Annotated in this window: 12 protein-coding genes and 1 pseudogene; 5 read left to right on the forward strand and 8 right to left on the reverse strand. The window is 73.8% G+C overall.

Annotation, left to right across the window (positions count from 1 at the left end):
* Nucleotides 1–42: 42 nt before the first annotated feature.
* The 5 genes and pseudogenes from P3T37_RS32720 to P3T37_RS32740 form a co-directional block, all read right to left on the reverse strand.
* Nucleotides 43–1014, reverse strand: a pseudogene (locus P3T37_RS32720) (polyketide synthase); the annotation flags it as partial.
* Nucleotides 1011–1835, reverse strand: coding sequence for an acyl-ACP desaturase (locus P3T37_RS32725; RefSeq protein WP_280727562.1), 825 nt, complete (start codon nucleotides 1833–1835; stop codon nucleotides 1011–1013). The gene P3T37_RS32725 and the pseudogene P3T37_RS32720, both read right to left, overlap by 4 nt.
* On the reverse strand, nucleotides 1832–2086 hold the full coding sequence (locus P3T37_RS32730; RefSeq protein WP_280727563.1) for an acyl carrier protein: 255 nt from the start codon (nucleotides 2084–2086) through the stop codon (nucleotides 1832–1834). The genes P3T37_RS32725 and P3T37_RS32730 overlap by 4 nt, the downstream gene beginning before the upstream one ends.
* Before the next feature lie 19 nt (nucleotides 2087–2105).
* Nucleotides 2106–2990, reverse strand: a complete 885-nt coding sequence (locus tag P3T37_RS32735) for a class I SAM-dependent methyltransferase (protein ID WP_280727564.1) — start codon at nucleotides 2988–2990, stop codon at nucleotides 2106–2108.
* Nucleotides 2980–4635: an AMP-binding protein gene (locus P3T37_RS32740; RefSeq protein WP_280727565.1), complete on the reverse strand. Its 1656-nt coding sequence runs from the start codon at nucleotides 4633–4635 to the stop codon at nucleotides 2980–2982. Before P3T37_RS32740 ends, P3T37_RS32735 begins: the two co-directional genes overlap by 11 nt.
* A 225-nt stretch (nucleotides 4636–4860) precedes the next feature.
* Here P3T37_RS32740 and P3T37_RS32745 point away from each other — a divergent pair, with 225 nt between their 5' ends.
* The 3 genes from P3T37_RS32745 (at nucleotide 4861) to P3T37_RS32755 (ending at nucleotide 7007) form a co-directional block, all read left to right on the forward strand.
* Nucleotides 4861–5493, forward strand: coding sequence for a TetR family transcriptional regulator (locus tag P3T37_RS32745; RefSeq protein WP_280727566.1), 633 nt, complete (start codon nucleotides 4861–4863; stop codon nucleotides 5491–5493).
* A gap of 153 nt (nucleotides 5494–5646) precedes the next feature.
* Entirely contained in the window at nucleotides 5647–6279 is a 633-nt protein-coding gene (locus tag P3T37_RS32750) for a hypothetical protein (protein WP_280727567.1), read from the forward strand.
* Nucleotides 6280–6299: 20 nt separating this feature from the next.
* Nucleotides 6300–7007: a hypothetical protein gene (locus tag P3T37_RS32755; RefSeq protein ID WP_280727568.1), complete on the forward strand. Its 708-nt coding sequence runs from the start codon at nucleotides 6300–6302 to the stop codon at nucleotides 7005–7007.
* Between the two features lie 57 nt (nucleotides 7008–7064).
* Here P3T37_RS32755 and P3T37_RS32760 read toward each other — a convergent pair whose 3' ends face one another.
* Entirely contained in the window at nucleotides 7065–7391 is a 327-nt protein-coding gene (locus tag P3T37_RS32760) for a nuclear transport factor 2 family protein (RefSeq protein ID WP_280727569.1), read from the reverse strand.
* Between the two features lie 214 nt (nucleotides 7392–7605).
* Between P3T37_RS32760 and P3T37_RS32765 the strand changes: the two genes are divergently transcribed.
* Nucleotides 7606–8688 (forward strand): hypothetical protein, encoded by a 1083-nt coding sequence (locus P3T37_RS32765; protein ID WP_280727570.1) that lies wholly within the window; start codon nucleotides 7606–7608, stop codon nucleotides 8686–8688.
* Between the two features lie 35 nt (nucleotides 8689–8723).
* Nucleotides 8724–9509, forward strand: a complete 786-nt coding sequence (locus P3T37_RS32770; RefSeq protein WP_280727571.1) for a methyltransferase domain-containing protein — start codon at nucleotides 8724–8726, stop codon at nucleotides 9507–9509.
* Here P3T37_RS32770 and P3T37_RS32775 read toward each other — a convergent pair.
* The gene (locus P3T37_RS32775; protein WP_280727572.1) at nucleotides 9481–12357 is read right to left on the reverse strand and encodes a poly(A) polymerase; all 2877 of its coding nucleotides are present in this window, start codon (nucleotides 12355–12357) and stop codon (nucleotides 9481–9483) included. The genes P3T37_RS32770 and P3T37_RS32775 overlap by 29 nt on opposite strands.
* Nucleotides 12357–14138, reverse strand: a complete 1782-nt coding sequence (locus P3T37_RS32780) for an RNA ligase family protein (protein ID WP_280727573.1) — start codon at nucleotides 14136–14138, stop codon at nucleotides 12357–12359. The genes P3T37_RS32775 and P3T37_RS32780 overlap by 1 nt, the downstream gene beginning before the upstream one ends.
* Nucleotides 14139–14195: the final 57 nt, after the last annotated feature.

Here is a 14195-nt window from a genome sequence, read left to right on the forward strand (position 1 = left end):
CTGCCGTGGCACTCCACGAAGCCCACACCCCCCCGGGTCGAGCCGCGCGTCGCGGTAGGCGCGGCGCATGCAGTCCAGCTGGCCCGCCCGGCTCGGCGTCATCGGCCCACCGGACCTGCCGTCGTTGGAGCAGGCGCTGCCCCGGATGACGGCGTAGATCCGGTCACCGTCGTCCAGCGCGTCCGCCAGCCGCTTCAGGATGACGACGCCCGCGCCCTCCCCCAGGACGAAGCCGTCGGCCTCCCGGTCGAAGGGCCGGCACACCCCCTGGCGGGAGAGGGCCCCGACCCGGGAGAAGGCCACCAGGTTGTCCGGCCCGAGGTTGAGGTAGACGCCTCCGGCGACCGCCAGATCGCACTGACCCGCCCGCAGGTGGACGACCGCCTCGTGCACGGCGACCAGGGCCGAGGAGCAGGCGGCGTCGACCACGAAGCTGGGACCGCGCAGGTCGAACACCGAACTCACCGTGGCGGCAGCCATGTTCAGGAGCGAGCCGGCCGCCGTGTACGGCTGTGCGGGGACCACCCCCTCGGCAGAACGCAGCATCGGCTCCCGCAGCTCCGCGGGGACCGGCGCGTAGGCGCCCGAGGCCAACTGGCGGGCCCGCACGCGCATCGCCATCAGGTTGCGGTACTCCGAGACCGACGCGCCCATGTACACGCCGGTGTCCTGGCGGGCCGGACCGCGCTGTTCGAGTCCGGCGTCCTGCAGCGCCTCGCGGGTCAACTCGACCAGCAGGCGGTGCTGCGGGTCCATGACCTGCGCGCGCCGCGGTGCGATGCCGAAGTGCAGGGCGGGGAAGGAGGCGATGTCGGCGAGGTGCGCCACCCGGTCGGTGTAGCAGCCGTCCGGCCAGCGGGGATCGCCGGGCCGGTGGAAGGGGGTGTGGTCCCACCGGTCGCCCACCGGGTGGTTGACGACGCCTCCCCGCGTCAGCAGCCGCCAGTAGTCGGTGATCCCGTCCGCACCGGGCAGCCGGCAGGCCATGCCGATGATGGCGACGGCTCCGGTCATGTCACCGCCGCCTTCCGGTGCCGCAGTTCGCTGTCCACTGCGGCCCGCTCCCGCGGTCCCGGCAGGTCGTGCCTGGTCAGACCCACAGCGCCGAGCGAGGGGAACACCACCTCGCGCAGGAACACCCCGGAGTCGATGCCGGCCGTGCGCATGACCGCGATCCGTGCCTCGTAGTCGGGCAGGACGTCCTCGGCGGGCATCCGGAAGGTCCGCAGCACGTGGGCCAGGTCGAGCAGGGTGCCCGGGCGGTCGGTGTCCAGGTGCAGCTCGATCATCCGCTGGTAGAACCTGGCGTGGGCCATCTCGTCGCGGCCGATCAGCCGGTAGATCTCCGCGAGGACGTGATCCCCGGCCCTGAGGGCGAGTTCACGCTGCTTGCGGTAGATGACGAACGTGGTCAGTTCCTGGATCGCGCCGTAGACGACCATCTGGCGCCCCTCGGCATAGGGGCGGGTCCACGTCCGCGCCAGCACGTCGTCCGCGAAGTCGAACAGCTGCTGTTCGGTGCGCTGGCCGCTGCGGTGCAGGTACTCCCGCAGGACCAGCGAGTGCTTGGACTCCTCGTAGCCCCAGTTGGCCGCGAACCACGCCTGCCCGTAGTTCCCGCCGACGGCGTCCAGGTGCGCGCTGAGGTAGTCCGGCAGGAACATCTCCACACCGCAGAACGTCTCGGCGCACTGCGCCAGTTGCTCGTTCGGCGCGGACGCCGGGAGCTCGTCCCAGGGGATGTCGGTGAACAGGTTCCATCTGCGTGTGCGTTCGGCCCTCTCGAAGAACGTCATGTACTCGCGGTGGAAGGCCTCCCGTAGCGCACGGCTCACTGGAGGACCGTCCTGACCGGCGCGCCGGCCAGCACCGCGCACAGATCCCCCACCGTGGCCACCGCGTGCAGCTTCGCGTCCGGGACGCGGCGGTCGGTCTGCTCCTCGGCCCAGGCGACCAGTTCCAGCATCTCCAGCGAGTCGACCCCCAGCTCGTCGACCTTGTCCTGCAAGGACAGCGGCGCGAAAGTCCGGGCGGTCACGCGGTGCAGGCCCTGGTGCAGCAGGTCCAGCAGTTCCTGATTGGTCATCACATCTCCATTCTCGAGTTCACCGGGCGTCGTCGATGCGACGCAGCGACCACTGCGCCAGCGACAGCTGGCGCCGGGCGAAGCCGTTGACGCAGGCGGTCAGATAGCGGTCGTAGTCGAGGAACAGCTGCTCGCCCCACTGCTTGCGGATGAGCGCCTCGTTGCGGCGCAGATTGGTACGCCACTGCGCGCAGGTGCGCTGGTAGTCCGTACGGCGGGTGCGCATCTGGACGACCTCCCAGTACGGCGCGGCCGCCCAGACGACCTCCTCGATGCGCGGGGCGACTCCGCCGGGGAAGATCTCCCGGCTGGCCCAGGCGATCTCGCGGATGTCCTCGCGCGTACGGGGAACCCGGTCCCGCAGGATCGTCTGCAGTCCGAAGTGCGCACCGGGCCGCGTCCACCGCCAGGCCCGGCGGAAGTACTCACCGAGCTTGTCGGCGGACCGCCCCTCGCGGATGTCCTCGGTGGAGCAGACGTGCTCGATCATGCAGATCGAGATCACCGCGTCGAAGGGATTCTCCGGCTCGTAGTCCAGGAAGTCGACGCAGGAGGCGGTGACCCCGGGCAGCCGGCGGCGGACGACCTCGCCGTACTGCGCCCGCGACAGCGTGATGCCGTGGGCCTCGGCGACGCCCCGGTCGCGCACCAGGTACTCCAGGTTGGCTCCCCAGCCGCAGCCCAGATCCAGCACCCGGCTGGTCGGGCGGACCTGGGCGAAGTCGTACATCACGCCCAGCTTCGCCTGCTGCGCCTCGTCGAGGTCGTCCGTGGCGTCGAAGACCCCGCAGGAGTAGCTCATCCGCCTGTCGAGCCAGAGCCTGAAGAACTCGTTGTCGACGTCGTAGGCGACCGCGATGTCGGCCCTGCTATCGGACCTGCTATCGGCCTTGCTACTGGACATGGACCAGTTCACCTTCCAGATAGCGGCGGCGGGTCTCCTGCCGGCGCGGCTTTCCCGATGTCGTTCTGGGGATGGTTCCCGGACGTACCAGCACCACGTCGTGCACCGCCATCGCCAACTGCTCGCCGAGGACGGACCGCACCTGAGCCGGCAGCCCACCGGCGGCGCTCTCGCGGCACTCGACCACGACCACCAGCTCCTCGGTCTCCTCAGCCGGCCGGGTGCAGGCCACCACCCCGCCCAGACGTGCCCCCGGCAGCGCCTCGACCAGCCACTCCACGCGCTGCGGATCCGTGTTGCTGCCTCGGACGATCAGCAGGTCCTTGGCCCGCCCGGTCACGAACAGCTCACCGTCGACCAGGTATCCGCGATCGCCCGTCCGCACCCAGCCGTCGCGCCCGAAGGTCCGGCCGGTGGCCTCGGGATCGCCCACATAGCCGCGCGCCACCGACGGGCCCGTCACCCACACCTCGCCCACCGCGCGATCCGCAAGGCACCGGCCGCGCTCGTCCCGGATCGTCAGTCCGTGGCCCTCGAACGCACTGCCGCAGCCCACCACCTCCGTCACCGGGCCGGCGTCGGGCACCCCGTCCGGAGCAGGTACGGCGCTGCCGCGGGCGAGCGCCTCGGCGTCGATCCGGTCCACGGTCAGCGGCCGTCCGCCGGGCGGGAAGGTGACGGCTAGCGTGGACTCGGCCAGGCCGTAGCAGGGCAGCACCGCCTCGGGCCGCAACCCGGCCGGCGCGAACGCCTCGGTGAACCGGCGCAGCACCTCCCGGTTGATCGGCTCGCCGCCGCAACCCGCGACCCGCACCCGGCTCAGGTCGAGGGCCGCCACGCTCTCCGGACGGCTGCGCCGCGCCGCCAGCGCGTACGCGAAGTTCGGGGCGAAGGTGAGCGTTGCCGACCTCTCGTGCATGGCCCGCATCCAGGACCCCGGATCCCGCACGAAGCTGCGGGTGGGCAGGAAGGAGGTCGGAACACCGACGGCCAGCGGAGCCAGCAGGAACCCCACCAGGCCCATGTCGTGGTGCAGCGGCAGCCACGACAGGCCGCGATCTGTATCGGCGTCGGCGTTCACGCCCTCGCGCATGATGGCGAGTCCGTTGGCCATCACGGCCCCGGCCCGCGCCGCCACCGCCCGGGGGCGCGCCGTGCTGCCGCTGCTGAACTGCAGGTACACCACGTCCTGCGGCCCGCGCGGAACCGGCCCGCCCTCGCTCGGCGGGGCGCCGGCCAGCTCCTCGTACGTCACCAGCGGGCCGACCGTCCGCGCAAGCTCCCGCTCGGCCGCCGGCAGGCACAGCGCCTTCGGTCGCGCCACCGAGAGCACGGTGTCCAGCAGTTCGCGCCATGGCTCCCGGCGTCCCAGCAACGGCGGCGGCGGGACCGGCACCGGTACCAGGCCGGCCCACAGCGCCCCCAGAAACGCGCCGACGAAAGGCCCGGGATCCCCGGCCACCATGGCGACCCGATCCCCCGGACGCAGCCCCGCCCCGACCAGGCCCGCCGCCGCGACGCGAACCTCCCGCAGCAGCTCACGCCGACTGAGCCGGACCCACTCACCGTCCGGCCCGAGGTACTCGTGCGCGGGACGGTCGTCGTCATAGGTCGCCAGAACGTCGGTCAGCCATACGAAGCTCAAGGGACACCACTTCTCGCGAACACCGGTCGGCGAGCACGACGTTAGCGACCGATTTCCTTGATCATCAGCCGGAGTGCCCCATCGCCCGTGAGGAGAGCCAGTAATTCACCCGTCCCGGTGACGGCGACCTCCAGCGGTCCCGCCGTCGAGGGACTGCCGAAGAACATGAGCCTTCCTCATGGTATTGATTCGCGCCCGGAACGCCGGATGCGGCACAGTGGAGTCATGAGCGAGCAGACCGAGGTCCTGCGGCGGCAACCCGTCCAGCAGCGCAGCCAGGAACGCCTGGAGCGGATCCTGGACGCCTGCGCCGAACTGCTGGACGAGATCGGCGCGGCGGCGCTCACCACCAAGGAGATCGCGGCCCGCGCGCAGGTGCCGATCGGCACGCTCTACCAGTTCTTCTCCGGCAAGCAGAGCCTGTTGGCGGCGCTCGCCCGGCGCAACCTGCAGCGCTACCTGGACCGGCTGACCCGCCGCCTGGAGGCCGAGTGCCCACAGGACATCGGTGGCTTCGTGGACCTCGCGGTCGAGGAGTTCGTCGCCATGAAGCGTGCCGTGGCCGGCTTCGGGGCCCTGGACTTCGGGCTCACCGGGCCGACGCCGTCGGCCTTGGGCGACGCCGAACACCTGCTGGACGTCACGCTCGACAACAACAGCACGGTCGCCCACCGGCTGCACCGGCTCACCTCCGAGCACCTGAGCACCGGCGGGCGCGGCCCCTCCGCGCTGGCCCTGCGGGTGGCGCTGGAATGCGCCGACTCGGTGCTCAAACTCGCCTTCCAGCACGACCGGGACGGCGATCCGGCGCTGATCGCGGAGTGCAAGATCCTGCTCCGGCGCTACCTGGCCGCCTGATCACGATCGGCCGCCCTGCGGCACGTTGCGGCGGGAACATGAGTTCGGCGCACGTATGGAAAGTCGAACTTTTCACCCCCTGAAGAGTCAAATCGGTTGCAGGAGAATGCAATTCGCCCCGGAGGCACGGCGGCCGATGGCTAGCTTCCTCGCATGCGACGCAGCACCGCCGGGCCCGCCGGCCCCGACCACCACCAGCCGGACCACGACCCCGGGCACCACGGACCGGGTGACCCCGGCGATCCCGGAGATCCCGGAGACCACGACCCCGGCGACCACGACCCGGACCATCACGACCCCGGACACCATCACCACCACGATCCCGATCCCGACCCCGGGCACTGCCACCCCTCGCCCCCGCCGGTACCGCCCACACCGCCACCGCCGCCCAAACCTCCCGCCCCGCCCACTCCCCCGCCGGTTCCGCACCCGCCGGTTCCGCACCCACCGACCCCGCCCCCGCCGCCACCACCCCCACCTCCACCGCTACCCCCGCCGACCCCGCACCTCGCGCCGCCGCCCACCAAGCCCACCCCGCACCCGGCCGCGCCCGCACCGGTCGTCCCCAGGGCGACGCACACCGTCGCCGCGCCGCTGCCGCCCCCGCCGGCGCCCAGCCGGCTGCACGCCACCACCGCCGTACCGACCCGGCCGCCCGACGAGAGCCTGACCGTCCCCGCCGTCGGCCCGGCCGACAGCGCGTTCATGCTCGTCGCGATCACCGTGCCCGCCGTCCTGGCCGGCGCGGTCACCTTCATCAACCACACTGCAGGGAGAGGTCGTTGAGCCTGGGTATCATTGTCGCCGTGATCATCGGCGGTGGCGCCGCCGTGGCTGTGCTGGCCGCCTTCGGCCGCACCAGCCGCTCGCGCGAGGGCACCTTCTCCGGAGGGGCCCTGGGCTTTCTCGGGTCCGCCTCGCTCTCGTCCTTCATGCTGGTCACCGCGTTCCTGATCGCGGGATCCTGGTCCAACCTCAACACGGCCCGCGGCCACACCTGGGACGAGGCCCGCTCGCTCAACGCGGCCTACACCGACGCCGACGCGTCCACCCGTCCCCTGCTGCGCGCCTACGTGACCGACGTGATCGGCCCGGACTTCCGGGCGATGAGCCACGGTTCGGCCGACTCCGGCACCTGGGCCGGCCTGGACGCCGTCCGCAGCCACGTCGAGGCGCTCCCCGACTCCGCTCAACGCACCACCATGCTGGCGGACTTGGACGACGTCTACACCAAGCGGCAGATCCGGCTGGCCGACGCCACCGCCTCACTGCCCGCGCCCCTCTACCCCGCGCTGATCGGCACCGGACTGCTCGTGCTGCTCTACGCGCCGATCGCGGGCCTGACGTTCCAGCGCCGCGAGGCCGTCGCACTCGGCCTGGTCGGCGCGGTGGTGGGCTTCGGCGTCTACCTGGTCCTGCACATGACCCACCCGTACTCCGGTCCCGTGCACGTGACGCCCGTCGCCTACCAGCAGAGCCTGGACCGCTTCAGCCAGCTCTCCCAACAAAACTGACGTCTCATCAGCTTTGTTCGGGCGGCAGCATCCGGCGGCCGCCCGCACAACGCGCCCTCAGCCGGTGATCCGCATCCGGCGCACCCGATCGCCGTCCACCGAGAAGGCGAAGTCGGACGGGCCGTTGAACCCGTTGCCGCCCACCTCGGTGCTCACCACCACCTCGGCGCCGTTCTGCGCCACCCCGGTGACCTTGAGCGTCACCGCCGAGCCGAGGAACTCCCGGTCGCTCCAGCCCTTGATGGCCTCCCGGCCGCGGAACTCCCGCCCCCAGTCGTCGACCACGCCGTCGGCGGTGAAGAAGTCCAGGAACGCGTCGAGTTGACCCGCATTGACCGCCTCCAGCAGGCGGTCGAGCGGGCTCGGCACGGTGGGTGAGGTCATGGCGGGGTCTCCTCGGGGCCGTCGGATTCCTGCGAGCCTCCCGCAACGGCGCCGAGCCCGCCCCGCGCCACGCCGCGCCCGGCAACCCGTTCGCCCACCCGGCGGACGCAGCACAGCACCGAAGTGCGCCGACAGCCGACGCTCGCCCGCTCGTACCCGCCCGTACCCGCCCGGTGGCCGCCATCGCCCCGCCGGATGATCGACAATGGTCCCCATGAGGTTGATCTCCGCGCTGGCCGGCATCCTGCTGCTCGCGCTCACCATCGCCAGCATCCTGCGCACCCTGGTGGTGCCCCGGGGGCTCTACTCCACCCTGGTCTCCCGGCTCTGGCAGGTGCTGCGCACCATCCTGCGGCTCTGCGCCAACCCGTTCGGCACCTACCGGGCGCAGGACCGCGCGCAGGCCTGGCTGGCGCCGCTGATGCTGGTCGGCATGCTGTTCTGCTGGCTCTGCGCCTTCCTGGCGGGCTTCACGCTGCTGCTCTACGCGAACTCGAACCTGACCTGGGGAGTCTCGCTGCGCGAGGCCGGCTCCAGCCTCTTCACCCTCGGCTACGCCAGCGGCGACCGGCTGCGGCTCTCCGGCATCGACTTCCTCGCCGCGGCCAGCGGGCCGCTGGTGATCGCCCTGCAGATCGCCTACCTGCCCACCCTCTACGGCTCCTACAACCGCCGTGAGGTGGAGGTCACGCTGCTCCAGTCGCGGGCCGGCGAACCGGCCTGGGGGCCCGAACTGCTGGCCCGCCAGTCGCTGGTGGACACCGAGACCGCACTGCCGCAGCTCTACCGCGACTGGGAGCGGCTGGCCGCCGAGCTCGGCGAGAGCCACTCCAACTACCCCGTGCTGCTCTCCTTCCGCTCGCCCCAGCCGCACCGCAGCTGGATCGTCGGCCTGATCACCGTGATGGACGCGGCCGCCCTGCAACTCGCGCTCAACCCGCGCACCGCGCCGCCCGAGGCCCGGTTGGTGCTGCGCGCCGGGTTCACCGCGCTGCGCGACATCGCCCGGGTGCTGCGGTTCCCGTTCGACCCCGACCCGGAGCCGGACAGCCCGATCCGGATCAGCTACCCCGAGTTCGACGCCGCCGTCAGCATGATCGTCGCCTCCGGCTTCGAGACCGAGCGGCCCACCGTGCTGGCCTGGCCGCACTTCCAGGGCTGGCGGGTCAACTACGAGGCCATCGCGTACGAGATCTGCCGCCGGGTGGACGCCGTCCCCACGCTCTGGACCGGCCCGCGCGACTTCCCCGCCGTCCCCATCCCGCCGCGCCGCCCCGCCGACCGCCGCCCGACCTGAGTCGTCCGCCCGCCATCCGTGTTTGACTGTTCGTCATGACGACGACTCTCGGAGTGCCGCGCCCCGACCAGGCCGCCTACATGCTCAACGCCGCCGCCGCCGACGCGGGCCGCGCGTACAAGGCGCAGCTGCTCGCGCTGCTGGACGTCCGGGCGGGCCAGACGGCCCTGGACCTCGGTTGCGGACCGGGCACCGACCTGGCCGCGTTCGCCGAACTGGTCGGCCCGGACGGGCGGGTGATCGGGGTGGACCGGGACCTGGCGATGCTCGACGCGGCGCGCCGGCGCACCGCCGAGCTGCCCGTGGTGCGGATCCTGGAGGGCGACGTGCACCAACTCCCGCTCGAGGACGGCAGCGTGGACCGGGCCAGGATCGACCGGGTGCTGATGCACGTCGAGGACCCCGGCACGGTGCTCGCCGGGCTGCACCGCGCTACGCGGCCCGGCGCGCTGGTCGCCCTCGCCGAACCCGACTGGGACACCCTGCTGGTGGACGCCGAGGATCTGGAGACCAGCCGCGCCTTCACCAGCTTCACCAGCTCCGTCGCGGTACGCAACGCGACCATCGGCCGCCGCCTGCCGCGGCTGGCCGAGCAGGCCGGGTTCACCGTGCGCTCGGTGCACGCCAACACCCCGGTGTTCCGCGAATTCGCGCAGGCCGACTACGTGTTGGCGCTGGGCCGGAACATGCAGCGGGCGATCGAGGCGGGCCTGGTCGAGGAGCAGCGCGGCCGCGCCTGGTTCGCCGCGCTCGAACAGGGTCCGTTCCTGGCCTCGTTCACCCTGTTCACGGTCATCTGCTCGCGCGGGCAAGGGTCGTGAGGGTCGGCACCACCCCGCACTCGGCCCAGTCGATCCGGACGCCCGGCAGGCCCTCGGCCCACCCCGCGGTGATCGCCGCCAGCCGGGCGGCGTCCGGCGGCGTGCGGCCGAGCCCGATGGCGTAACGCGCCTCGTCTGAGCTGCTTTCGAACGGCCGCGGCCAGGCGTGCGGCTCGGCGAGGCCGGACCGCTCCAGGACGGTCAGCAGCGCGCGCAGCCGGCCCCGGACGCGGCCGAGCGTGCAGTCGAACTCCTCGCCCCGCACCGCCCGTACGGTCAGCACCGCCCAGGCCGCGTGGCGCCGGTGCAGCGGCGGCGGTGACAGCAGCTCGGGTCGGCGGCCGTCCTCCAGGGCCTCCCAGGCCCGGTAGAGCTCCTGCACCAGCAACTCCCGGCCACCGAAGCTCACTTGTTCGGTGCACGAGCGCACCGGCCCGGTCGGTGTGAGGATCGTCAGCGCTGCCTCGGAGGAGGAGGAGGAGGCAGGCACAGTCCCTGGCAGCAACTCCACCGGCTCACGCCAGTCCCAGGCCGCCCAGCTGCCGAAGAACTGCCGCAGCAACCCGTCGGGCCCGGTGCCCGGCGGCGCCTCGCGGACCGTACGGGCCGCCAGCACCGTCCAGGCCAGGCCCGGCAGGCCGCCGAACGGCGCCGAGTCCAGGCCGCGCACCCGCGCCCACTCCTTCACCTGCCGGGCCAGCTCGGTGAAGGCGGCGCGGTCGGCGCCGACCGCCGCGAGGATCGCGTCCGCGTCGCTGACCGCGCTCAGCGCCGTCGCGGCCGCCTCCCCCAGCTCGGCCCGGCGCTGCACCGCCTCGGTGGGCGCCAGCTGCCCGGTGGCGACCACCGCCAGATCCACGGCCAGGCCGTCGACCTGGAGGCGCAGCCCCGGCACCCGGGCGCCGATCACCGGCCGGACCCGGACGGCCTGCGGCAGCGCCGCCCGTACCCGTTGCGACAGCTCCGACAGCTGCGACGGCTCCGCCGAGTCGGCGGCGCCGGGCAGCGCCGCCACCAGGTCCAGGTCCGCGCCCGGCAGCGCGCACCCGAGCCGCCGCGAGCCGACGACGTGCACGACCCCGTCGGCCAGCTCCTGCGACAGCCGCCGCACGACCTGCTCCGCCCCCCGGTCGCAGCCACCGCCGTCGACGGCGGGCTCCAGCGCAGGTTCGGGCAGCCAGCGCAGCTCGCCCGTCCCCAGCTCGACGGTGGCCCGCGCCTGCATCGGCCCCTCGCCCCGGCGGGAGAGCAGGACCAGCTCCCCGACCCGCGCCAAACTCCCGCCCAGCCGACCGGCGAGCGCGGCGGCCAGCCGGCGCGGCTCACGGGCGCGCCCGAGCGTCAGGTGCGGGGTATAGCCGTCGCCGCGACCCCGGCAGCGGGGGAAGGACGACTCCAGGGCGCGGCGCAGCGCCGCCCAGGGCGCGGCATCGGCCGCCGCCGGGTCGAGCCAGAGCGTGGCGTCGCCGCGGTGCGCGAAGCTGCGGACCCCTTCGAGCCGCGCGGTGAACGGGGCGACGCTCGCCGCCGCCGCGCGCAGCAGCGGGGCGGCCCGTTCGAACTCGGCCTCCGGCACGAAGCCGAAGAGCAGGTTCACGTGCGGCGGCCAGCGGTCGATCTGCGGATCGTGCTCGCGGCGGACCTGCTGGATCGCCGGCCACAGCTCGGCCGGCGGGATCCAGGCGACCGCCGTCCGAGCGGTGGGCGCCGCGTCGAGCACGTCATCGGCCAACGCCGCATCCGTGCTGCCCAGTTCGGCCAGCACGCCATAGTGGTCCGACAGGAACAGCCCGTCGACCGGCGCGTCACCGCACAGCTCCGCCGCGGTCGCCCGCAGCTCCGGCCCGCGCACCAGCACCCGGTCCAGCCGCGAGGCCCGGCCGGACAGCGAGGAGACGGCGGCCAGCGGGTTGGCACCCGGGTCGAAGGTGGGCGTGCGGTCGGCCGCACCGCGCACCTCGCTCCAGGCGTCCCGCAGGCCGAGCCGGGCCGCCGGTCCGTCGCCGCCGTCGTTGAGGTCGCCGAGCAGCAGTAGGTCACCCTCCACTCCTGCCAACCCTTCGGCGAGCCGGGCGAGTTCGTCCTGCCGCTTGAGCGCGCCCTGGTCGTAGTGGTCACTGGTCAGGTGGGTGCCGGCCACCGTCAGCGGACCGTCGGCCGTCTGGACGGTGACGGCCGCGACGGCCTTGTGCGGGCCGAGGGCGTGCTGGGCCGCCTCCCGGACGGGCAGCCTGCTGAGCAGCAGCAGCCCGCTGTCGTCCACGTCCCGCCCGGCCGGGTCGGTACCCAGCGTGTAGCCGGCCCGCACCCAGTGCGCGGCGAGGAGCAGGTCGAGCAGGCCCGCCTCGACCTCCTGGAGCGCGATGACGTCGGCGTCCGCGCGCTCCAGCGCCGCCAGCAGCAGCGGCCGGCGCCGGGCGGTGTCGATCCGGTCGCGGTCGTAGCGGTCCCACAGGGTGTTCCAGGTCAGTACCCGGACGGCCGCCGCCCGGGTGCGGACCGGCGGCGTGCCGTCCCAGGCCGCGGCAGGGCACCAGCCGCGCACCGGGTCCCAGGCGTGCGGCGTCCGGGCGGTGAAGAACGGCGCGCGCAGTCGGCGCGGGTCCTGCGCCCGGCCGAGCTCCGAGGCGTCGAGGCAGTCCAGACCCGCCGCCCGGTCCCAGACCACCTCGCCGTCCGCCTCCACGAACAGCACCCGGTGCCACGGGATGTCGCCGCCGGGCACGAAGGCGGGCAGCGGAACCCGCTTGGGCGCGGTGGCGCGGACGTTGACGCCCAGCACGAACCGGGCCGGATCGAACCGCTGATCCCAGCGGATCCGGTGGTAGATCTCCTCGCTGGTGCGCATCACAGGTCCGGACTGTCGAGTGAGCCGACCGTGTCGTCCACGGTGCCGCCCGGGCCGACGTACCAGGTGCGGTGCGCCTGGCCGGGGTAGGGCGGGGCGAAGCGGTCGAGTTGCGCGGCGAGCACCGCCGCCGGGACGGGATGCGGGCGCACCGCGTTGCGCCGGGCCAGCTCCTCGTCCTCGACCAGTACGACGGCGTGCGTGACCAGCGCGTCGCGCCGCCGCGCCACCGCGTGCACCAGCGAGCGCGACGGCCGGGTGAGCGAGGTGGCGTCCCAGACCACCGTGCGCCGCCCGGTCAGCGCCGCGTCGAGCCGCGCCAGGCCCTCGCTGAGCACGGCCGCGTTGGCCCGCTGGTCGGAGCGGTCCCCGCGGGCCTCGCGCAGGTCGTCCAGTGCGAGCACCTCGTCGACGCCGGGCAGGGCGCGGGCGAAGCCGCTCTTGCCGCTGCCGGAGGGGCCCACCATGACGACCAGGCGCGGGAACTCCCCCTCGCGCAGCCGCCAGCCGCGCGCCAGCGCCTCCTGCGCGGTGCCGATCCGTCCCAGCGCGCTGCCCTCCAGCGCCTCGGCCCAGTACCGGTCGGCCACGGCGGGCTCCGGCGGGCCGTCCGCGTCGAGCTCGCGGCGCAGCGCGGAACGCAACTCGCCCAGCGGCGCCGGTCCGAGCAGGTCGGCGGCCTCGGCGTGCAGCGCCGACCATTCGACCTGCTCGCGGGCCTCGGCGGCCGCCGGGTCCGTCCGCCCGGTCAGCACCGCGGCCGCGACCGCGTGCAGCACCCCGAGGTCAGCCGCCGGCGAGAGCCGGACCAGCCCGGCCCGGCGCTCCTCGTCGGGGAACGGCGCGTGCAGGGCGGTGTGCAGGCCGACCAGGTCCGCGACCCGGCGGGCCCGCGCCATGCCCAGCGGCGCCACCAGCCGCGGCGCCAGCCGTCCCCGGCGCGCACCGTGCAGCAGCGCCGCGAGCACGCCCGTCAGCCGGGCCGCGCCGGTACGTCCCAGCAGTTCGAGGCGCGCGGAGACGTCGGCCACCGCCGCCTCGGCCCGCTCGACCGCGCCCGGGCCGCCGAGCTCCCCCGGCCCCAGTCGCACGGCCGCCAGCAGCGCCGGCACGTCGACCGGCGCCCCCGACTGCACGTCCCAGAGCGCGGCGCCCGGCCGCAGCCCGTTGGCGACCACGGCGGCGTGCATCCAGTGCGTGTCGGTGCGCACGTGCGCCGGACGGACCCACTTGGCCACTCGGTCGGCGAACTCCGCCCGCCCGAAGCCCTCCGCGGTGCGGACCACGTAGCCCTCCTGGCGCTCGGTGTCCAGCCGCAGCACCCGTAGCGCCCGCACCGCCCGTTCGTCCAGCACGCCGCGCCACAGCACCGGCGGCACCGGCACCCCCAGCCGCCGGGCGAAGCGCACCGTCTCGTCCCAGTCCAGGCAGCGGTCCTCGCCGTCCCAGACCGAGAAGGCGTAGAACCAGCTCTCCAGATCCCCGTAGGCGATCGAGTGCCGGGCGTAGAGGTTCTCCCCGCAGACCCGCCACCCCGCCGGGATCGACCGGGCGATCCGGCCCTGCAACGCCTTGACCCAGGCCCGGGACGGGTGGTGCGCGGAGTCCAGCGAACGGGCGTGCAGGCCGTCCGGGTAGAGCGTGGTGTTCTCCCCGTCGAGCTTCTCGGTGACCACGACCTCGCGGCCGAGCAGCCCTGCAAGACCGCCGGCCCGGACGTCGTCCGAGGTGGCCCCCGGCGACCAGGGCAGGTGCGGGGTGCGAGGGTAGTGCGTCCGCATGGCCCGCTCCCGTTGACGACATCGTGTCCGGCCACCCTAGGGTGCCTCCGCCGGACC

Source organism: Kitasatospora sp. MAA4, assembly GCF_029893355.1.
Classification (GTDB): domain Bacteria; phylum Actinomycetota; class Actinomycetes; order Streptomycetales; family Streptomycetaceae; genus Kitasatospora.

What these genes read in the sequence shown, in the direction of transcription:
- P3T37_RS32730 (WP_280727563.1), bottom strand. Translation starts at nt 2,086, where the DNA reads ATGACCAATCAGGAACTGCTGGACCTGCTGCACCAGGGCCTGCACCGC.
- P3T37_RS32735 (WP_280727564.1), bottom strand. Translation starts at nt 2,990, where the DNA reads ATGTCCAGTAGCAAGGCCGATAGCAGGTCCGATAGCAGGGCCGACATC.
- P3T37_RS32745 (WP_280727566.1), top strand. Translation starts at nt 4,861, where the DNA reads ATGAGCGAGCAGACCGAGGTCCTGCGGCGGCAACCCGTCCAGCAGCGC.
- P3T37_RS32750 (WP_280727567.1), top strand. Translation starts at nt 5,647, where the DNA reads ATGCGACGCAGCACCGCCGGGCCCGCCGGCCCCGACCACCACCAGCCG.
- P3T37_RS32760 (WP_280727569.1), bottom strand. Translation starts at nt 7,391, where the DNA reads ATGACCTCACCCACCGTGCCGAGCCCGCTCGACCGCCTGCTGGAGGCG.
- P3T37_RS32765 (WP_280727570.1), top strand. Translation starts at nt 7,606, where the DNA reads ATGAGGTTGATCTCCGCGCTGGCCGGCATCCTGCTGCTCGCGCTCACC.
- P3T37_RS32770 (WP_280727571.1), top strand. Translation starts at nt 8,724, where the DNA reads ATGACGACGACTCTCGGAGTGCCGCGCCCCGACCAGGCCGCCTACATG.
- P3T37_RS32775 (WP_280727572.1), bottom strand. Translation starts at nt 12,357, where the DNA reads ATGCGCACCAGCGAGGAGATCTACCACCGGATCCGCTGGGATCAGCGG.
- P3T37_RS32780 (WP_280727573.1), bottom strand. Translation starts at nt 14,138, where the DNA reads ATGCGGACGCACTACCCTCGCACCCCGCACCTGCCCTGGTCGCCGGGG.